Raw genomic sequence first — 19,192 nt, 5'->3', positions numbered from 1 at the left:
ACCTAAATTTCTTCCAAAATCTGAAGTAATTTATCTACATCTACTGGTTTTGAGATGTAGGCATCTGCTCCAGCTTCTATACATTTTTCTCTATCTCCAGCCATGGCCTGCGCCGTTACGGCTACTACCAACGTAGATTCTTGCGAAGGAATTTCTTTTATAAGCGGAATCGCCTCATAACCATCCATTTCTGGCATCATCATATCTATTAAAACTACATCTACCGATGAATCTTCTTTTAATATTTTTAGCGCTTCTTCGGCACTTAAACAAGATATACAATCATAAGATTTTGCTTTTAAAGTATTTACTAAAGCAAAAATATTCCTAGAATCATCATCTACAATCAACACACGTTTTTTTCCCATTTACAGCATTTTAAAGATTAGATTTTATCATAAAGCCACACTCTCAATAACGATAACAACTGATCGACATCAACAGGTTTTGTGATATAATCTGAGGCTCCCGCCTTAATACATTTTTCTCGGTCACCCGTCATGGCTTTTGCCGTCACGGCTATTACGGCTAAGTTAAGAAATTTAGGATTACTTCTTATTTTCTCGGCTGTTTCATAACCATCCATATTTGGCATCATCATATCCAACAATACCATATCTGTATCTGGATTTTCATCTAGAATTTTAATAGCCTCTTTTCCATCAAAAGCTGTAATTACATTCATCTTAAATGCCTCTAAAGCTTTTGATAGAGAATATATATTTCGTACATCATCATCTACAATTAATACTTTTTTCTCAAACAAAATATTATTTAGCGCATTCAGCTTTTTGTGGTTTTCCTTTGCGGTTCCTTCTTTTTTTTCTTCAACCAAATGAAGGAAAAGCGAAACCTCATCGAGCATTCTTTGGTATGAATGTGCCGTTTTTACAATAATAGAATCGGCATATTTTCTAATTTTCAATTCTTCTTTTATAGACAAACTTTTTCCTGTAAAGACAATAACAGGCAGGTTTTCTAATCCTGGACTTTTCTTAACGCCATCGAGAATTTCGTACGCTTGTTTGTCTGGAACTCCCATATCAAGAATTACGCAGTCTACCTCTTCTTTGCCCAAAGCCGATAAACCTGCTGAAACTTCACTCTTAATTTCCGAATTGATATCATAGCTTTCTAAGAAATAAGCCAACGCCTTTGCGTGTTTCGGATTGTCTTCAATAATTAAAACCTTCTGCGATTCTTTGTTGATGATATGTTCGATACGCGTAAAAATTTCTGGTATTTTGTCAAAAGCAACTGGTTTATCTAAGAAATCTACAGCTCCTTTCAGCAAACTTTCTTGTTTCAATTTGTGCGATGACATAATATGAACCGAAATATGCTTGGTTTGCGAATTATTCTTCAATTCTTCCAAAACTTGCCAACCGCTTTTAATTGGCAATTCGATATCCAATAAAATTCCGATTGGTTTGTAGATTAAGGCAAAATTTAATGCATAATCTCCTCTTACAGCAACAACTCCTTTGTAGCCTTTTTTTTGTGTAAAGGCCAATAAAGACTTAGCAAAACTAATATCATCTTCTACAATCAGGATTACTTTATCGCCTTCTACAATTGAATCTCTGTCGTCTTCAATTTCTGCTGGCACAACCTCGCTAATGTATCTTGGTTTATTGTCTGTTTCTTCGATTTCTTCAAAAACTTCTTCTTCCTCTTTTTTACTAACCGTAACTTTATTTAAGGCCATTCCTAAAACTGGAAGACATAGTGTAAATGAGCTTCCTTCGTTTACTTTACTATGAAGTACAATTTCTCCTCGAAGCAATTTTGCCAATTCACGGCTAATTGATAATCCTAAACCAGTTCCTCCGTATTTGCGTTTTGTTGAACCGTCTGCTTGTTGGAAAGCTTCAAAAATTAATGGCTGTTTTTCTAATGGAATTCCGATTCCGGTATCTTTTACAATGAAACAAATTAATTTATCGTTGTCATCGCTAACTTTAATTTCAAGGCTAACTGTTCCTTTTTCAGTAAATTTAATCGCATTCGAAATCAGATTTTTTAAGATTTGCTCCAAACGCATTTTATCTGTTTTAATAACGATTGGGGCTTCTGTGGCAATGATTTCAAAATTGATGTTTTTCTCTTTGGCAACAATATGAAATAAATTATACAAATTGTCTGTAATTTCTTTTGTCGAAACATCTAAGAATTCCAGATCCATTTTACCCGCCTCTATTTTAGATAAATCCAGAATTTCATCAATTAATCCTAACAAACTATTTCCTGAACTCTGAATTACTTTTGCAAATTCAATTTCTTCATTGTTCATTGTTTCATTATTATTTTCAGAAAGCAAACGGCTCAATAGCAAAATCGAGTTCAAAGGCGTTCTCAGCTCATGCGACATATTAGCCAAAAATTCAGATTTGTAACGAGTTGTCAATTCTAAAGCCTCTGATTTTTTCTGTATTTCTGTATTTTTTTCTTCTAATAAAACGCTTCTTTCTGATAATTCTTCATTGGTTTGCTCCAATTCTTCCTGCTGCACGCGAAGTTCTTCTTCCGAAGCTTGGAGTTTTTCGGTTTGCGCTTCCAATTCTGCGTTGATAGCTTCCAATTCACTATGCTGAATCTGCAATTCTTCTGATTGTGATTTTGTTTCTTCCAGAAGTTCTAAAACTCGTTTACGATTCTGAGCTGCTTTTAAGGCAATTCCTATATTATTAGCAACCATATTTAAAAACTCCAACTGCAATACTGAGAAACCATAAACACTTGCCAATTCTACTGCTCCTTCAACTTTAAAATCCATTAATGGAAGTGCCACAATATGAGTTGGCTTAATTTCGCCCAATGCATAATTGATCTGAATATTATCTGGCGAAGGCGCTTTCAATTCGAGCATTTTTCCAGAAACAATTGCTTGTCCGATCAGCCCGTCTCCTTTTTTGATTCGTTCTCTATTTTTACTTGGAATATAGCTGTATCCTCCAGAAATGGCAATTTCTTCTCCTTCTACCACATATAAAACCCCTGCACTGCTGTTTGTATATTGGCATAAAAACTCAATAACATCTTTAGATAATTTTTGAATTGTTTTTTCACCCAGCATTTTATCATTCAAAACTGCAATACCCGACTGAAGCCATTCTTTCTGCGATAATAATTCAAAAGAACTTTTTAAGGAATCCTTCATTTCATGAATCGAAGATCCAAGCGCGCCCAAAGTATCTGCTTTTTTATCGTCGATTTGAACATCGTAATTTCCTTTAGAAATTTGTGTTGCTATACCGCCAATTACTTGCAATCTTTCAGCCGTTTCTTTATCTTTTATTATTAATTCCTGTTGCAATAAAGTTCTCTCGTTGTAATCTTTTAGAATTCTAATTAGAAAAACAATAGAAATAAGAAAGGCAATAAAGAAAGCAACAACAATTAAAGCCAAACTATAATTACCATAACGCTCTGAGTTTGCATTTCGTTCTTCTAAAAGTTTTTGTTCTGTACTTTCAACTTTTTTGATGATCGCTCTCATTTCGTTCATCATATTTCTACCCTCATTCAAATCGAAAATCAGAGTTTCTTTTCTTAAGCGTTTTTTTACAATTTGATTGTTCAGATATTTAAAGAAACCAGAACGTTTATCCCTTAATTCTTTTAGTAATTCTGTTTGCGAAGGATTATCAGATGTTAACTCATCCAATTTTTCGAAATAAGTATTTGATCTTTTTTCAGAATCATTAAAACGATCTACAAACTGCTCGTCGCCAGTAAGAAGATAGCCTCTCATACTCGTTTGAGCCTCGGTTATAATTGATGAACCTTCATTTAGGTTATAAATTACATCCTGAGTATGGTTGACCCAAAAGTTACTGTTTAAAAGACTTTTAATACTTATAAAAGAAGCAACAGAACTAATTGTAAGGACAAACAGTGAAACTAGTGAACTAATTAATAGATTTCTTTTAAAATTACCATTCATAAATTTCTAGATTATTTTAATTCGTATTTTAAAGGAAGTACAATAATAAAACTTGCCCCCTCGCCTTGTTTACTTTTGGCTGTTATTAATCCGTTATGTTTTTCTATGATTTTTTTTGCAATTGCCAATCCAATCCCCGTTCCTTCATACGTCTGGCGGTCGTTTAAACTTTGGAAAATAATGAAAATGCGATCCAGATAAATTTCGTCAAAACCAATTCCATTATCTTTTACCACAATCCTGCAAAATTTGCCTTCTGGAGAAGTCGGACTGTCAACATCTTTTTCTAAAATGATTTCAGAAGTGATTTCGATTACTGGTTTATCAGTATTTCCAGAGAATTTCAGAGCATTTCCAATTAGATTTTGAAAAACCTGACGCATCTGACTCGGAATGCTATCAACTGTTGGAAGTTCGTTTGTTCTAATTTCAGCATTTTTGCGTTCGATCAAATAATCAAAATCGCCCAATACTTCCTGTAAGACAACATTTAAATCGGTTTTTTCAGGTTTAACCTGAGCCGAAAGCCTAGAATAAGCCAAAAGGTCAGTAATTAAAGTCTGCATTCTTTCTGCCGATTTTATCGTTCGATCAACATAATCAATCGCTTTATCGTCTGCTTTTAAGTAAAGGTCTTTTATAATTTTTATAAATATTTGAATTTTTCTAATCGGCTCATTTAAATCGTGTGATACAACCCAGGAAAACTGCTGTAATTCATGATTCCGGAGTTCTAACTCTTCATTTTTCTGAACCAGTTCTTTTGTTCTTTCCGCAATTTTAATTTCTAAATTGTCCTGCGCTTCTTTTCTAATTTTTATTTCTTTAGAAAGCAGGTCTTTTATTGCTTTAAGTTCGTTTTGCTGTTCGTAGATTTTAATGAAAGTTTTTACTTTAAGTATCAGCAAATCACTATCTACGGGTTTGGTAATGTATTCAACAGCACCTGTTTCGTAACCTTTAAAGATGTATTTTTTCTCGGTATTAAGTGCAGAAAGGAAAATTACAGGAATATCTTTTGTCCGTTTATTTCCAGAAAGGATTTTTACTACTTCAAAGCCATCAAGTCCAGGCATTTGAACGTCCATGATTATCAAGCAATAATCTGTTTTTAAAATCTTCTTTAAAGCTTCTTCTCCAGATTCGGCACTATCAACATCGATATTATGCAGCTCTAATGTTTTCTTCAGAGCAATAATATTTGCTCTTATATCGTCTACAATTAATACCATCTCGGGAAGCTAAATCGGTTGTATATCAAAATAATTACTTTAAAATAAAACATAAAAAATTTCCTATTTTTTTAATTAATTGCAAATGAGCTGTTAAAAATAGGCGTGGAAATTCTCAAATGTATAAAAAAATTAACGGGGAGGTTTTTTATTTAAACCATAAATAATTACAAAATTCCCATCTTTTACCCTCAAATTAAAGGTATGATATGATTGCTAGGTTATTAGAAATTTCTATTATTTTAACATTTTTGCTAAATAGATGTATTTTCATACACAATTCGGTTTTTGTTTTGATTGAGGCAAACAAAATTTCTTTTAAGCCAACTAAAACTTTAGGTATCAGCTAATTTTAAATAGCGTACAAAAGTTAAAATAGGAAATCATGAAAAAGAAACAAACATTCCCTGAACAAAAACAAAATCTTCCCGGAAATGAACATATGATGACTCCCGAACCAGAAATCATAAGAGAGAATTATGTAGGGAGCGGTAAATTATTAGGAAAAACAGCTTTTATTACTGGAGGTGACAGCGGTATTGGCCGAAGTGTTGCCGTGCATTTTGCTAGAGAAGGCGCAAATGTTGCAATCGTATACTTGAAAGAAGATAAAGATGCTCTAGAAACAAAAACTATGGTTGAAAAAGAAGGTCAGCAATGTCTCTTAATCAGTGGTGATTTGAAGGACGAGAAGTTTTGCCGTGCCGCAATAAAAAAATGTCATACGACTTTTAAAAACATAAATATTTTGGTGAATAATGCTGCTATACAATTTCCGCAAAACGAATTGGAAAAAATAACGGCTACACAGCTTCATAAAACTTTTGAAACCAATATTTATCCGTTTTTTTATGTTACGAAAGCCGCGCTTCAATTCTTAAAAGAAGGCGATGTTATCATCAATACGACTTCTGTAACTGCCTTTCGCGGAAGCGAACATTTGGCCGATTATGCGAGTACAAAAGGTGCAATAGTAAGTTTTACACGTTCGCTTTCGAGCATGTTGGCTAAAAAGAAAATTCGGGTAAACGGCGTTGCTCCTGGTCCTATTTGGACTCCTTTAATTGTTGCAAGTTTTGATAAACTATCTGAATTCGGGAAAGATAATCCAATGGAAAGAGCGGGACAACCCTCGGAAGTCGCACCTGCTTATGTTTTCCTAGCTTCTGAAGACAGCAGTTATATTACAGGACAATTTATTCACATTAATGGCGGGGAGTTGGTGGGTTAGTCTTTTAAGATGCTAAGGTTCTGAGATACTAAGATGCTAAGTTTTTTTTACTCTAAGTATATTTTAAACTCCCTCGTCCCTTTGATAGTTCCTAACAAAACCCTTTGAACCTCTGCCCCTCTGTTCCTTTAAACCTTAAAAAACAAACAATGAATTTTATAGACATCATCGGACTTTTTGCAGGAACTTGTATTACGATCTCTACAATTCCTCAAATATTGAAGGTTTGGAAAACCAAGAAAGTAAAAGAAATTTCGCTTCGAATGTTCAGCATTTTAACCTTCGGAATCGCGATGTGGATTGTTTATGGAATTCTAAAAAAAGATCTTCCAATTATTCTAACCAACAGTATTTCTTTAGTTTTAAATCTAATCATGGTTTATTTCATCATTTATTATGAAAAAGAATAAGGTTCTAAAAAGAAAAAACAGCTCGATCAAAGCTGTTTTTTGAAGGTGAAGAATATGGGATGCTTATTAGCTAGCTAATTTTTGGTCGTATGGTTTTAATTCCAAATGGTATTTTCGAGGCTGTAAGTTTCGTTTTAAAAACTGTACTGGCGCTGCAATTCCGGTTAACTTCATATGAGATAGTTTCTTAATCTCGCTTAATTGTTTTACTGCAAAGTTTAGAATAGGCTCAAACGAAGTAAAATAATTATAAGTATGCTGCGCTATTTCAAGTTCTAAAACTTCACGAAGAATGCTTTTCATTAACACATAACGAATTGCTCCTTGATTTGGAATTCTTTTTAGTTCTTGAAATTTTTCTCCAATTTGATGATTTTCATCTCCTATGTAAATGTAATTTCCAGAATTGCTTGTAAATATTTTTTTTACTTGAGAAACAAAATCACTTTCTTTATTTTCGATTGTTGTTGGCATTCCGATTATTGAAAATTGAATCTGCTGATGGCTTTGAAAATGCAATACACTATTAATCGTAGAAGAATTACTCATAATGCCTGATTGCTGTTTTTTAAGACAATGAGTTGCTCCATCGGCACCAAAACTATGCAAAACATTTCCTTTTTCGCAATAAGCAAAAAACACAGGCGAAAACGGATTGGATTCAATACTTAAACTAATTTCTTGATTGAAAGTCAAATCAAAATTTAAGTATGTCATTTCTTTTTCAAAACGAACTCCAGAAATACTTCCGTTTGCCCATTTTGATTTAATTCTCAATTGGTACTCATTGGCTGTGACCAATAAGTCTCCGCCAAAGCTCTCTTTCAAATTATTAAAAACAGCATCAAAGCTTCCAGTATTTATGTAAAGTTTTTTCATCGTTTGTTTTGGTTTATCGAATTTGTTAGAATTATTTAAGTAAAAATAACCTTGGTTGCTAACTCAATTTCTATAACCCAAATTTCGTTTATATTGTCAGTCAAAACTTTATACAATTTTGGTGAGATATTTCATAATTTTTATTTTTAAGGCTCTAAGGTTCTGAGTCACTAAGGTTCTGAGGGTTGTAGTTATTTCCAACTTAGTATCTTAGCATCTCAGAACCTTAGAACCTTAGAACCTCCAAAAAAAAGCAGCTGCTTCAAATAAATTTGAAACAACTGCTCATCAGCAAAATAAAAATACCAATCTATTTTTATTCTTTTATGTTAGTTCGTTTATGTCTGCATTTTTGGAATAATTGTCTTTCGGAATATCTTTAAAAAATTCGGCTTCTTCCAAATCTGCCGTTGGACCATATCCTAACAAGTGAGTTCCTTTTCCGCCGTCTTTAGTTTCTATTATGTATAAAATCGACATATCATCAGGATCACTCATGCCTTCGTAACGATGATGCGCCACAATAAATATATCCTCTGGTTTGTATGCCATTTTACTTTCTGAATCTATTAGACGGTCGTTTTCGAATAAATAATTTACTGTGTATCCTTCGTCTTGATATCTCTTTATATTATCGGTTTCGTGTTTTGAATCTTCCCTTTTCATTGCTTTTTATTTTAAACTGTTATTCAAATTTCCGCATAGAAAAGAGATAAAATTAACTCTAACGATTTTAATCTTGCCTCATTCAAAAATCGCATTTCTGAGAATATTTATTTTTATTAATTTTAATAAAGCTTAATTCAACAACAAGAATTACTACCTTTAATAGGTATTGAAAGTAGCTTATTAGCAAGACACAAAATAAGATTTTAATGAATAACAATATTTATGATTTTTTGGCAAATGGAGGAGAAATGGGTGCGCTTACCCGTGCCAAAGACTGGAGTAAAACAGCAATTGGATCTGTAGAATCATGGCCTCAAAGTCTTCGTACCACTTTAGGAATTCTTCTTAACTCAAAATTCCCAATGTTTTTATTTTGGGGACCAGATCATATTTGTTTTTATAATGATGCATATCGTCCAAGTTTAGGCAATGATGGCAAACATCCTTCTATTCTAGGCCAAAAAGGCGCCGATTACTGGCCTGAAATCTGGGATTTTATTAAACCTTTAATCGATCAAGTGCTTCAAAAAGGGGAAGCCACTTGGCATGAAGACCAATTATTGCCGATTTACAGAAATGGAAAAATGGAAGATGTTTATTGGACATTCAGCTACAGTCCAGTAAATGATGAAAACGGAAAAACAAATGGCGTATTAGTAATTTGCAATGAAACTACCAATCAGGTAATTACACGCCGAAAATTGGAAGAAAGCGAAAGACGTTTTAGAAATACGGTTAAACAATTACCGCTCGGAATTTGTGTTTTAAAAGGAGCCAATCTAATCGTCGAAATGGCTAATACGACTTATCTTCATATCATTGATAAAGAAGAAAGTGCTATTTTAAACAAATCAATTTTCGATTCTATTCCTGAAACCAAAGAAACTGCATATCCTATTCTAAAAAATGTATTAGAAACTGGTTCGCCTTATTATGCTGACGAGTTTGCGGTGACTTTAAATCGTTATAACAAACAAGAATTGGCTTATTTTAATCTCGTTTTTTATCCTTTGAATGAAGAAAACGACATTACTGGAGTTATCGTTGTTGCGTATGAAGTCACTCATGAAGTTAAAGCCAGATATTTATTGACGGAAAGAGAGAAAGCCTTTCGAAGTATTATTATGGATTCTCCAATTGCAATGGCCATTTTTAGAGGAAAAGATTATGTCATCGAAATGGCTAATAAAACCATGACTCATGACATTTGGCAAAAGGAAGAAAAAGATTGTATTGGCATTCCTTTAATGAACGTTTTTCCAGAATTAAAAAACCAAAAATACCCAGAATTGCTACACGAAGTTCTCGTTAATGGAAAAACAATTCGCGAAAATGAAGCAGTCGCTTATGTGGATATTAAAGGAAAATTAAAAAAATTCTATCTTGACTACGAATACACAACGCTCTATGAAAAAGACGGAAAATCTTCGGGAATCATGTGTACAGTCTATGATGTTACTTCTAAAGTTAAAGCTAGAAAAAAATTAGAAACTGCCGAAGCAAGAGCGCGTTTAGCTACTGAAATCGCCGAAATTGCAATGTGGGACTTAAATCTTACAACCAAAAAGCTAATCTACAGCGATACACTTCTTGACATTTTCGGTTTTGAAAAAAATAAAAAAATTGTTCATCAGGATATTCGCAGCCGTATACTTCCAGAAGATGATCATATTGTGACAGAGGCTTTCGCGAAAGCATTAAAAACAGGAATTTACAAATATGAAGCTCGAATTTTAAAATTAGATAATTCGATTGCATGGATTAAAGTTCACGGCAAAATCTTTTTTGATGAAAATAATGAACCTTCAAAAATGTTGGGTACTGTAATGGACTTCACAATCGAAAAAGAAATTCAGCATGTTTTAATGAAGAGCGAAAAAAAATTCAGACTCCTCGCCGATTCTATGCCTCAGCTTATCTGGACAAGCGACACTTTAGGAAATATGAATTATTTTAATGAAACGTTTTACAATTATTCTGGATTGTCTAGAGAAGAAATTGAAAAAAACGGCTGGTTGCAAATTGTGCATCCAGACGATCGCGAGGAAAACGTAAAACTATGGATGGAATCTGTAAAATCAGGACATGATTTTCTTTTTATTCACCGTTTTAAACGTTATGACGGCGAATATAGATGGCAGCTCAGCCGGGCGATTGCGCAATTTGACGAATCTGGAAAGGTTCAAATGTGGGTCGGAACTAGCACCGATATCGAAGAACAAAAGAATTTTACGAATCAGCTGGAAGATCAAATTATAGAACGTACAACACAACTGGAACTCAAAAACAGAGATTTGGTTAATATGAATATTGAATTGCAGTCGTTTGCTTATATTTCAAGTCATGATTTGCAGGAACCTCTTCGAAAAATCCAGACTTTTGCCAGCAGATTAGCCGATTTGGACGAGCAGAATATTTCGGCGAATGCCAAATCTTATTTAACCAGAATTGAGTTTTCGGCTAAGAAAATGCAGAATCTAATTCAGGATTTATTAACCTATTCCCGCGCCAACTCTGCTGATCGTGTTTTTACGATGGTTAAAATTGACGAAATTGCAGAAGAAGTCATAAGTGATTTTTCAGATCGAATTGAAGAAAAAAATGCTGTTGTAGAATATCACGATTTAGGAGAAGCTACACTTATTCAGTTTCAGTTTAGGCAAATGCTGCATAATCTGGTTGAAAACGCTTTAAAGTTTTCTCATCCCGGCATTCCTCCGAAAGTAAAAATTTCGGTTACAAAAGTTGACGGAAAATCGCTTCCAAATGCTGAATTTAAAGACAAAATCTACCATCACCTGCAAGTTTCAGATAACGGAATTGGCTTTGAACTTATTTATAAAGAAAAAATCTTTGAAGTTTTTCAGCGTTTAAATACAGAAAGCGAATACAAAGGAACCGGAATTGGCCTTGCGATTGTCAAAAAAATTGTCGAAAATCATAAAGGTTTCATCACGGTCACGAGCGAAAAAGGCAAAGGTTCTGTTTTTAATATTTACATTCCAGATTTGTCTGAACTCAATATTTAAACACAAAATTGGATTGGTTGGGAATGAATTTTTTCCAATCAATCTGCATCGTGTGTTCTATTGATTTTATAATATCGTTCATTAAAACTGGCTTTGTAATAAAGCAATTAGCTCCGAGCTTGCGGCATTTTTCAATAATGCTCGGTTCGCTTGAGGTTGAGTAGATTACAACTGGAATATCTTTTTTATAACCTGAATTTCGAAGTTCTTCTAAAACATCGAATCCGTTTTTTCCAGGCATATTTAAATCTAAGAAAACTACATAAGGTGTAACAGGCGGATCGAAAATTGCATTTAAGAAATGTTCTCCTCCAGAGTAAGTTTGAAGTTTAATGTTCTGAGGTATAGCTTCTACTGCATCTGTAAAAATACATAAATCATCTTCATCATCATCGGTATAGATTATTGTAAAATCTGTCATTTGTATTTTTAGGCTTAGAATTATAATCTTTCAAAGATAATGTAATTTTATGTAACAAACAGATTCTGAACCAATTTCCTACAAAAACAAACGAATTGAAATCTCATAATTTATAAGGTTAATTATATAATCTATAAAAGAGCAAAAAGAACCAACTTTACTATTAGCTATTTCAAAACAAAGTAAAAACTTATTTGTCAAGCTATTAATTATAAAATCTAACTTAAAATATAATGTTATGGGAGATCATAAAGACCTTACAGATGAATTTGCAGTAGATAAAATAAAAGATCTTGCTGCACATATTAAAACATGCATGTTTTGTACGTATAACGAATACAGAATTCAATCTCGACCAATGTCTGTTCAGAAAATTGATGATTTAGGACAGCTTTGGTTTTTATCTGACCGAAACAGTAGTCAGAATGCTGAAATTACTTTGAATCCGATGGTTGAAATTTTCTTTTCTGAACTTCACGATAAGTTTTTAACGCTTCACGGGACAGCAAGTATTTCGTATGATCGAGAAACTATTGAAGAGTTATGGAATCCTTTAGTAAAAATTTGGATGCCAGGCGGCGTAGACGATCCGAATTTGAGCGTTATCAAATTTATTCCGGAAGATGGTTATTATTGGAACAACAAAAACGGAAAAATGGTTGCCATTGCTAAAATGACAGCGGCTCTGATAACAGGAAAAACAATGGATGACGGAATTGAAGGAAGCTTGAAATTATAGTTTCTTAACCGACTTATTTTAACCGCAAAGAATTTTTAACCGCAAAGACGCAAAGGTTGCGCAAAGTTCGCTAAGATTTATCTTCTTGCTTTGCGTTAAATTTTTGACCTTTGCGGTTATTTTTTTGCTGTTGGGTAATTTTATTTAACGCAGATCTAACAGATTTAGGCAGATTCAAATAGATTTTTTTTAATCTTTTTAATCTGTGGCAAAACCAAAAAACTTAGCGAACTTTGCGCAACCTTTGCGTCTTTGCGGTTAAGAAAACTTTAAACAACCATTCTTTTCAATTCTAAAGCATTCAAAATACCTGCTTCGCTTGCAGTGTTATTGAAATAGACAAATCCTTTTTTGGAATGAATCTGGCGGTTTATATGCTTCAATTCTTTTGTGGAATAACGGGAATGAAATAATTTCGGAATTCCATGAAAACGCATGTAAAGTATTGGAAAATCTTTGAAAATAGTCTGAGGAAGATTGGGATGACTCACACTGCAAAATGTAATGTTGTTTTCTTTAAATGCATTCCAAACCTCATCGTTCCACCAGCTTTCGTGCCGAAATTCGACTACATTTTTAAAATCGTAATTCAGAATTCCTATTATCGTTTCTAATTTTTCTTTGCTAAAATCATAACTAGGCGGAAATTGAAATAGAATAGCAGCAAGTTTATCTTTCATTCCTTCTTTACAAACGTTGTAAAATTCATCTAAACGGCTTTCGCAATCTATCAATTTTTTGATATGTGTAATTTCTTTCGGCACTTTAACCGAAAACACAAAATATTCTGGCGTTTTATTGTACCAGTTCTGAAAAATACGAATGGTTGGGAATTTATAAAAACTGCCATTAAACTCATAAGTGTCAAAATGTTGGCAATAAAAATCAAACCATTTTTTGGAAGGTAAATTTTGCGGATAAAAAACAGTCTTCCAAAAACTGTTATAAAAACTGGAACATCCTATTGTTACGTGGCTTTTCATATATATAATTTTTGGCAGTTAGTGCAGAAAAAACTTCTGCGTTTTCGTTCTCCAGTCTGTTTCTTCTGAAATGGAAGATTGCATCTTAAGCAAACACTTTTTGTATAGGCTTCCCAATGCTGTTTGAGTTCAAACTTCTTCTTCCAATATAAAAATTCGAAGCTGTAAGTCGAACATTCAGCAATGATCTGATTTTTTTCATGAGTCGGAATTTTTTCTATAATCGATTCTGGATGAACGTAACAGCGATATAAAACTTCATTTTTTATAATGTTTCCAACTCCAGAAAAAATATCTTGATCCAAAATCACATCACAAATCATCTTTTCGGGCATTTTTTCCATACTAATCTGTGCCTTTCTCGGATCCCAATTTTCATTCATAACATCAACGCTCCAATCGTAATGAGAATTAATGTCTCCTTCCAGAATTTTAACCGAACAAGTATAGAAATTAAGTTCTCCTTTTTCAAAAACTAAACTAAGTCTTGGTTGAGATTCTTTACGTTCATTTATTCGATAAGTTCCAAACATCAGCAAGTGAATTTTTACTGTAAATGAATCAAAACAGATTAAAAAATGTTTCCCCCAGGTTTTAAAAGCAAGAATGGTTTTGTCTTTGAAACGAGAAATATCAATATGGGCGCTTCCAGATACAGAAATTATTTTCTGTCCAGTAAATTGCTGCACTTCTTCTCTTAAAATCAATATTGACGGACCTTCGGGCATATATTCTATTTTTATAAAACTAAAAGTGCAGTCCGAAAACTGCACTTTTATTGATTTCTTAATACCTTATTCAATTTCTGCAGCCTCAAGATTTACTGCATTTACAGCAACTTCTGTAAGCGTTTTATCAGCTCCTTTTTCTTCATCAAGCGTTTGTTCCAATAAAGTTGCAGCTTCTGGCAGGCCAAGAGTTTCTGCAAATTGTCTTAAAGTACCGTAAGTGGCAATTTCGTAATGCTCAATTTTCTGGCTTGCAGCAATAATTCCTGCATCACGCACTACTCCAAACTCGGTTTCTTCCAACATCCCTTTGGCTTCTTCAATCAGACCTTCCATGGCATCGCATTTTTTGGCTGTTGCTTTTTTACCAACAATCTTAAATACTTCTTCTAAACGGGCAATTTGTTCTTCAGTTTCTGTCAAATGGTTGTCAATTGCGTCCTTTAATTCAACAGATGAAGCATTTTTAGACATTACAGGCAAGGCTTTTGTCAAAGCTTTTTCTGCCCAATAAATATCTTTTAAACCTTCTTCAAATAATTCAGACAATCCCGATGCGGCATTTGACTTTGGCTTAGTGACTCCTCTTGGTGTAGTTTCTTTTGCAGTAGTTTCTTTTTTATTGTCTGTAGTTTTCATGGTAAATAATTTTATGATTAATATGATGATAAAATTACTGCCTGCAATTTTGGAGAGGTTATATGATTTAGAATTAAAATTCTATTCTAAACATCTGTTAATTATACAATTACACTTAATAATCTTATAAGTAATTCCTTTATCTTCCTGCTAGCTTTGTAAGTATTAATCATAAAAACAAAATGTCATGGATACTATCAATAATAAAGACAGAATTAAACGAGATTTGAATGAACATATCTCAAGCGACAGAAACCTGAGTCAAGATCTTAAAACTGACGTTAAAAGACCTGATAATGACAAAAGTGAAATTGCAGAAAGAGGCTATATGGTAAGAAATGGCTACAATCCGGATAGGCCAAATCCCGATCAGGAAGATTTTGCCAGCGATGATGATTTAGAAGATCTAAATGACGATTTTCATAGCGATAGAGATCTCGAAGACAACAACAATGATATTTATGAAGTAGAATTAGAAGATGATAATTATGTTGAAGAAAATGACGAATTCGACAATCCTTCAGATCTTAAAGAAGACGAATATGACTTTAACGAAACTGAAGATGCTCTAGAAGACATTGATGATGAAGATGAAGAAGATTATGTAGAAGAAGATATCGATGAAGACGAAAATGAATATATCGAAGACGATGTTCAGGAAGATAACGATGACGAAGAATATCCAGAAAATGATCCACGCCGATTTTAATATCTTATTCTCATAAAATAAAAAACCGTTAATTTCTTAACGGTTTTTTTGAGTCTAAAAATTTAACTACTTAATCTCCAATAATTTCCAATACTGGAATATCGTCCATACGTGCCAAACGTTCTGCTAATCCTGCTCTGGCTTCGTTGAGTTCTTGTTCGGCTTTGCCCAATTCTATATACCATTTTTCTTTTCCGACTGGCGATGTTTCCAATTTTCGGACAATTTCATAAATCTCCCCCTCTGCTTCCATCACTTTTAGCCTTTTATAATAAGTCAAACTTTCTGTCATGTGAGCGAGTGCAATCATAGCGGTCAAAAAAGGATGATTATTGGTCACATTCACATCTTTTACTCTTCCATGTTCCAATTCAACTTTTAAAGCAAATGCAAATTCTTCCATATTAAAAGCTTCGTGTTTGCTATTCGGATCCAGATAGGCTTTAATGGCGTGAACATTGTTCATCGTCGAAAGATCTACATCTGTGTGTTTAGTATCGCTTAAATCTTTAAAAACAACATTTGCAATCGCTCTTGCTTCTGCAATTGTCGGATCATTTTTAGGATCTTCAAAATCACGAACCGACCAATCCCAATTTTCAGGATGAACAGGTTTTATGTATTTTTCACAAAAATCTGTTACATCATTCTTTAGGCTTACCATCGTGTCTTCCCTTTTAATGTAAACATCCTGATAAGCACCGCTTTGTGTTCCCATGACCTGTTTTTTTTTATTTATTAAAACCACAAAACGACACATTTTCAAAAAGAATGTGTCGTTTTAAATTTGTTTTCTATTCTGCTATTCTTCTTATACTCTCGATCTTCCGCTGATTAACGAAATAACGAATAGAACTAAAAATATAAAGAATAAAATTTTTGCTATACTAGCGGCTCCAGCAGCGATTCCACCGAAACCAAATATTCCCGCCACTATAGCTAGAATAATAAAAGTGACTGTCCAACGTAACATAATAATAGTTTTTTAGTTAATACTGATTTTTTGATTCTGTTTGTATGTAAATTTTTAAGCTTTTGGAGAGATGCAGTAACTCTTTTATGAACAAGGTGTTTCTAAATTGATTTCATAATTCTGAATCAATTCCGAAAACGCTATTTCTGATTTTGTAAAATATTTTCTTGTGCTTCGGCTTTTCTGAGCCAAATCAAAATATTTTTGAATGGAACCATCTTCGTAAGTCGAAATTAAAAGCGGATGAACGTAATAATCTTTACAGACTTTTCTAGTATTTCCAAGCGCCTCAGCCGTTAAATCAAAAGCTGAGATGACATTCTGTTTAATTTCTTTTTCATCTGAAGTAACTCCTATTTCCATTAAACTTTCAAAGAAAATAATCGATGCAGCCCACGTTCTGAAATCTTTCGCACTAAAATATTCTCCCGAAATATTGTGCAGATATTCATTTACAGCATGACTGTCTAAAACTTTTCTTTCGCCGTTGTTATCGTAATATTTAAAAACTTCGTAACCTGGAATTTCTTCGCAACGGCTTACCAATTTCACCAATTGTTTGTTTCGGGTTGTAATGGTATGCTGTTTCCCTTTTTTGCCAATAAACTCAAATCGAAGCGAATTTCTATTGATATTGATATGGCGTTTTCTTAAAGTCGAAAGACCATACGATTTGTTGTCTTTGGCATATTTTTCATTTCCGATTCGAATATGCGTTTCTTCCATTAATCGAATTACCAAAGCCGTTACTTTTTCTTTTGACCATTCTTTCTGCTCCAAATCAAGATCGACTTGTTTTCTAATCGATGGAAGTTTAGTTCCAAATTCGAATATTTTATAAAACTTCGTTTGATTTCGAATCAAGTTCCATCTTGGATGATAACGGTATTGTTTTCTATTTTTAAGATCCGTTCCAACGGCTTGTAAATGACCATTTGTAATATCTGCAATGCGAACATTTTCCCATGCAGGCGGAAGAACCAAACTATTAATTCGTTTAATTTCGTTTTTGTTCTTTACCTCTTTCCCTTTCTTTTTATAAACGAAATTCTCTCCTTCGCGGCAGCGTACAATTGTTAACTGATTGTCATTGATGTATTCCAAGTCTAGTTTTTCAATTACTAGATGTGGCGCTTTAATCAGCTGATTCATTAAATTTTCTTTTCTCGCCGCGTTCATGGTATTTAAATTTTTATCACAGAAATGATTTTGTTTAAAGCTTTAATTATTTCTCAAAGACTTAATTAAGTCTTTTTTATTCATATAAGATCTTCCTTTTATACCTACTTTACTGGCTTGTTTTTGAAGTTCTTCTTTTGTCCATTCTTCATACGGTTTTGCTTTTCCGCCTTTCTCTCCTGCATTTGGCGTGTTGGCGATACGTGCTGATTTTTCTTTGCTATATCCTTTTTTTACCAATGCTTCATATTGCGCTTCATTCTTAATTCTTGGATCTGGCATGGCTTTATTTTTTATAGGAGTAAATTCTAAAAATCTTATAAGTCAAAGTTCCTCAAAAAGTAAGACGGTTTTGTTATAGAATTTTAGTACGAATTTTCAAATTTATAGGATGGGAATTCTGAAAGTGGAAATGTAAAATGTAAGTTGTGAATTGTGAAATGTTTACAAAAAAAATCCCAACTCTTTTTGGGTTGGGATTTGCTATTTAATTCATTAATCACATTTAAACTTCTTATAGTCCTGTGTTTTTTGGTCATATTCAAAGCATGTCTTTTTTACTAAAACCATTTTATTATTGACTAATTTATATTCGGTTCTTTCAATGCTTCTGCCTGCGCAACATTGATTGTGTTCAACTATTCTTTTTGTTTTACTATTGAATTCTAATGAAGTGCCAGTAAAACTGCTCTCAAAGTATTTTCCGGTTTGCGGATTGTATAGAAAATATATTCTGGAAGTATTCGGTCCTGAATAACTTGATTCAAAAACAGAAAATTCCTCAAATCCATCAAAATTATAGTCTCCAACACTCACATTAAATAATCCCAAATTCGGAGATCCAATGTCAATTTTCTGAATTAATTTATCGGTCTTTTTTTCGATTACTTTTATTCCCGAAACTCCAAAAGAACCGTCTTTATCTTTCGAAATAACCAATTTAATATACTTTCCTTTCATAGAAACGGACTGTAGAATTTCTCTTTCCGTCCATTCTTTACCATTATTAGAATTGAAATCAAACTCTTTGGTCAAATTAATTGCAAGCTCTTTTCCTGAATTTAAATCTTTCCAAGTTCCGTTTAATTGATCGCTTTCTGCATTGTAATTTTCGAAACTCAATTTTGCAGTTTCTTTTCCGCTGTTATCTTTTTCTGTAAATACTAAAGTTTTGCCCGAAAGCTTGCCATTTAAAACAATAGGAGTATCATAATTAGAATAAGCATAAATTGCAGATCCTTGTCCATCTGAATAAATATCGGTTACAAACTCAATTGGATATTTATCAATAAAACCTTTATAATTGATTTGGGCTGATACAAAAGCTGTCACTAAAAGAAATAGGATTGTAATTTTTTGTTTCATGAATCGAATGTTTTTCCTTTACTCTATAATTATATACAAATTTACATTTCTAAAAGTAAA

General features: G+C 33.1%; 19 protein-coding genes. 5 read left to right on the top strand and 14 right to left on the bottom strand.

Translation table 11 applies throughout. From position 1 onward, the window contains the following. Window positions 1-2: 2 nt before the first annotated feature. Genes QLQ96_RS14735 through QLQ96_RS14725 form a run of 3 tightly spaced genes read right to left on the bottom strand, consistent with a single transcriptional unit; the run spans window position 3 to window position 5,178 of the window. Complete coding sequence (locus tag QLQ96_RS14735; protein ID WP_482491363.1) at window positions 3-368, bottom strand: response regulator; 366 nt, start codon at window positions 366-368, stop codon at window positions 3-5. Between the two features lie 17 nt (window positions 369-385). After that, the gene (locus tag QLQ96_RS14730) at window positions 386-3,946 is read right to left on the bottom strand and encodes a response regulator (protein WP_482491362.1); all 3,561 of its coding nucleotides are present in this window, start codon (window positions 3,944-3,946) and stop codon (window positions 386-388) included. An 11-nt stretch (window positions 3,947-3,957) separates the two neighbouring features. Continuing rightward, window positions 3,958-5,178 (bottom strand): hybrid sensor histidine kinase/response regulator, encoded by a 1,221-nt coding sequence (locus QLQ96_RS14725; protein WP_482491361.1) that lies wholly within the window; start codon window positions 5,176-5,178, stop codon window positions 3,958-3,960. A 385-nt stretch (window positions 5,179-5,563) separates the two neighbouring features. Between QLQ96_RS14725 and QLQ96_RS14720 the strand changes: the two genes are divergently transcribed. Beyond that, on the top strand, window positions 5,564-6,409 hold the full coding sequence (locus tag QLQ96_RS14720; protein ID WP_482491360.1) for an SDR family oxidoreductase: 846 nt from the start codon (window positions 5,564-5,566) through the stop codon (window positions 6,407-6,409). A 149-nt stretch (window positions 6,410-6,558) separates the two neighbouring features. Beyond that, window positions 6,559-6,819 (top strand): SemiSWEET family sugar transporter, encoded by a 261-nt coding sequence (locus QLQ96_RS14715; protein WP_482491359.1) that lies wholly within the window; start codon window positions 6,559-6,561, stop codon window positions 6,817-6,819. A gap of 66 nt (window positions 6,820-6,885) precedes the next feature. Here the strand turns inward: QLQ96_RS14715 and QLQ96_RS14710 are convergent, their stop codons facing one another. Then, window positions 6,886-7,698 carry a hypothetical protein gene (locus QLQ96_RS14710; protein WP_482491358.1) on the bottom strand — a complete coding sequence of 271 codons (813 nt, stop codon included), beginning with the start codon at window positions 7,696-7,698 and terminating at the stop codon, window positions 6,886-6,888. Between the two features lie 324 nt (window positions 7,699-8,022). Further along, entirely contained in the window at window positions 8,023-8,364 is a 342-nt protein-coding gene (locus QLQ96_RS14705; RefSeq protein ID WP_482491357.1) for a hypothetical protein, read from the bottom strand. A gap of 209 nt (window positions 8,365-8,573) precedes the next feature. Here QLQ96_RS14705 and QLQ96_RS14700 point away from each other — a divergent pair, with 209 nt between their 5' ends. Further along, window positions 8,574-11,396 (top strand): PAS domain-containing sensor histidine kinase, encoded by a 2,823-nt coding sequence (locus tag QLQ96_RS14700; RefSeq protein ID WP_482491356.1) that lies wholly within the window; start codon window positions 8,574-8,576, stop codon window positions 11,394-11,396. On the opposite strand, the gene QLQ96_RS14695 is transcribed toward QLQ96_RS14700, so the two are convergent. Beyond that, window positions 11,386-11,817, bottom strand: coding sequence for a response regulator (locus tag QLQ96_RS14695; protein ID WP_482491355.1), 432 nt, complete (start codon window positions 11,815-11,817; stop codon window positions 11,386-11,388). The genes QLQ96_RS14700 and QLQ96_RS14695 overlap by 11 nt on opposite strands. A gap of 238 nt (window positions 11,818-12,055) precedes the next feature. Between QLQ96_RS14695 and QLQ96_RS14690 the strand changes: the two genes are divergently transcribed. Continuing rightward, window positions 12,056-12,556 (top strand): pyridoxamine 5'-phosphate oxidase family protein, encoded by a 501-nt coding sequence (locus QLQ96_RS14690; RefSeq protein WP_482491354.1) that lies wholly within the window; start codon window positions 12,056-12,058, stop codon window positions 12,554-12,556. A gap of 269 nt (window positions 12,557-12,825) precedes the next feature. Here QLQ96_RS14690 and QLQ96_RS14685 read toward each other — a convergent pair whose 3' ends face one another. The 3 genes from QLQ96_RS14685 to QLQ96_RS14675 all read right to left on the bottom strand — a co-directional run bounded on the left by QLQ96_RS14685 (window position 12,826) and on the right by QLQ96_RS14675 (window position 14,906). Further along, entirely contained in the window at window positions 12,826-13,539 is a 714-nt protein-coding gene (locus QLQ96_RS14685) for a DUF72 domain-containing protein (protein ID WP_482491353.1), read from the bottom strand. Next, window positions 13,536-14,267 (bottom strand): DNA-formamidopyrimidine glycosylase family protein, encoded by a 732-nt coding sequence (locus QLQ96_RS14680; protein ID WP_482491352.1) that lies wholly within the window; start codon window positions 14,265-14,267, stop codon window positions 13,536-13,538. The genes QLQ96_RS14685 and QLQ96_RS14680 overlap by 4 nt, the downstream gene beginning before the upstream one ends. Window positions 14,268-14,333: 66 nt before the next feature. Next, on the bottom strand, window positions 14,334-14,906 hold the full coding sequence (locus QLQ96_RS14675; RefSeq protein WP_482491351.1) for a YciE/YciF ferroxidase family protein: 573 nt from the start codon (window positions 14,904-14,906) through the stop codon (window positions 14,334-14,336). A 187-nt stretch (window positions 14,907-15,093) separates the two neighbouring features. Here QLQ96_RS14675 and QLQ96_RS14670 point away from each other — a divergent pair, with 187 nt between their 5' ends. Next, window positions 15,094-15,615 (top strand): hypothetical protein, encoded by a 522-nt coding sequence (locus tag QLQ96_RS14670; protein ID WP_482491350.1) that lies wholly within the window; start codon window positions 15,094-15,096, stop codon window positions 15,613-15,615. A gap of 70 nt (window positions 15,616-15,685) precedes the next feature. On the opposite strand, the gene QLQ96_RS14665 is transcribed toward QLQ96_RS14670, so the two are convergent. From QLQ96_RS14665 to QLQ96_RS14645, 5 genes are all read right to left on the bottom strand, one after another. After that, window positions 15,686-16,333 carry a DUF5661 family protein gene (locus QLQ96_RS14665; protein WP_482491349.1) on the bottom strand — a complete coding sequence of 216 codons (648 nt, stop codon included), beginning with the start codon at window positions 16,331-16,333 and terminating at the stop codon, window positions 15,686-15,688. 93 nt (window positions 16,334-16,426) lie between these two features. Beyond that, complete coding sequence (locus QLQ96_RS14660; protein ID WP_012026284.1) at window positions 16,427-16,588, bottom strand: DUF1328 domain-containing protein; 162 nt, start codon at window positions 16,586-16,588, stop codon at window positions 16,427-16,429. Window positions 16,589-16,672: 84 nt separating this feature from the next. Next, on the bottom strand, window positions 16,673-17,767 hold the full coding sequence (locus QLQ96_RS14655; RefSeq protein ID WP_482491348.1) for a DNA topoisomerase IB: 1,095 nt from the start codon (window positions 17,765-17,767) through the stop codon (window positions 16,673-16,675). Between the two features lie 42 nt (window positions 17,768-17,809). Then, the gene (locus QLQ96_RS14650; RefSeq protein ID WP_482491347.1) at window positions 17,810-18,049 is read right to left on the bottom strand and encodes a DUF7218 family protein; all 240 of its coding nucleotides are present in this window, start codon (window positions 18,047-18,049) and stop codon (window positions 17,810-17,812) included. 213 nt (window positions 18,050-18,262) lie between these two features. Further along, a complete protein-coding gene (locus QLQ96_RS14645) occupies window positions 18,263-19,132 on the bottom strand; it encodes an XAC2610-related protein (protein ID WP_482491346.1) in 870 nt (289 codons plus the stop codon). Window positions 19,133-19,192: the final 60 nt, after the last annotated feature.

The organism is Flavobacterium sp. B167r, assembly GCF_056824315.1.
This window is presented reverse-complemented; position numbering and strand designations above follow the sequence as displayed.

Bases quoted from the DNA above. Each gene is read 5' to 3' on its own strand.
- QLQ96_RS14735 (WP_482491363.1), bottom strand. From the start codon at position 368: ATGGGAAAAAAACGTGTGTTGATTGTAGATGATGATTCTAGGAATATT.
- QLQ96_RS14730 (WP_482491362.1), bottom strand. From the start codon at position 3,946: ATGAATGGTAATTTTAAAAGAAATCTATTAATTAGTTCACTAGTTTCA.
- QLQ96_RS14725 (WP_482491361.1), bottom strand. From the start codon at position 5,178: ATGGTATTAATTGTAGACGATATAAGAGCAAATATTATTGCTCTGAAG.
- QLQ96_RS14720 (WP_482491360.1), top strand. From the start codon at position 5,564: ATGAAAAAGAAACAAACATTCCCTGAACAAAAACAAAATCTTCCCGGA.
- QLQ96_RS14715 (WP_482491359.1), top strand. From the start codon at position 6,559: ATGAATTTTATAGACATCATCGGACTTTTTGCAGGAACTTGTATTACG.
- QLQ96_RS14710 (WP_482491358.1), bottom strand. From the start codon at position 7,698: ATGAAAAAACTTTACATAAATACTGGAAGCTTTGATGCTGTTTTTAAT.
- QLQ96_RS14705 (WP_482491357.1), bottom strand. From the start codon at position 8,364: ATGAAAAGGGAAGATTCAAAACACGAAACCGATAATATAAAGAGATAT.
- QLQ96_RS14700 (WP_482491356.1), top strand. From the start codon at position 8,574: ATGAATAACAATATTTATGATTTTTTGGCAAATGGAGGAGAAATGGGT.
- QLQ96_RS14695 (WP_482491355.1), bottom strand. From the start codon at position 11,817: ATGACAGATTTTACAATAATCTATACCGATGATGATGAAGATGATTTA.
- QLQ96_RS14690 (WP_482491354.1), top strand. From the start codon at position 12,056: ATGGGAGATCATAAAGACCTTACAGATGAATTTGCAGTAGATAAAATA.
- QLQ96_RS14685 (WP_482491353.1), bottom strand. From the start codon at position 13,539: ATGAAAAGCCACGTAACAATAGGATGTTCCAGTTTTTATAACAGTTTT.
- QLQ96_RS14680 (WP_482491352.1), bottom strand. From the start codon at position 14,267: ATGCCCGAAGGTCCGTCAATATTGATTTTAAGAGAAGAAGTGCAGCAA.
- QLQ96_RS14675 (WP_482491351.1), bottom strand. From the start codon at position 14,906: ATGAAAACTACAGACAATAAAAAAGAAACTACTGCAAAAGAAACTACA.
- QLQ96_RS14670 (WP_482491350.1), top strand. From the start codon at position 15,094: ATGGATACTATCAATAATAAAGACAGAATTAAACGAGATTTGAATGAA.
- QLQ96_RS14665 (WP_482491349.1), bottom strand. From the start codon at position 16,333: ATGGGAACACAAAGCGGTGCTTATCAGGATGTTTACATTAAAAGGGAA.
- QLQ96_RS14660 (WP_012026284.1), bottom strand. From the start codon at position 16,588: ATGTTACGTTGGACAGTCACTTTTATTATTCTAGCTATAGTGGCGGGA.
- QLQ96_RS14655 (WP_482491348.1), bottom strand. From the start codon at position 17,767: ATGAACGCGGCGAGAAAAGAAAATTTAATGAATCAGCTGATTAAAGCG.
- QLQ96_RS14650 (WP_482491347.1), bottom strand. From the start codon at position 18,049: ATGCCAGATCCAAGAATTAAGAATGAAGCGCAATATGAAGCATTGGTA.
- QLQ96_RS14645 (WP_482491346.1), bottom strand. From the start codon at position 19,132: ATGAAACAAAAAATTACAATCCTATTTCTTTTAGTGACAGCTTTTGTA.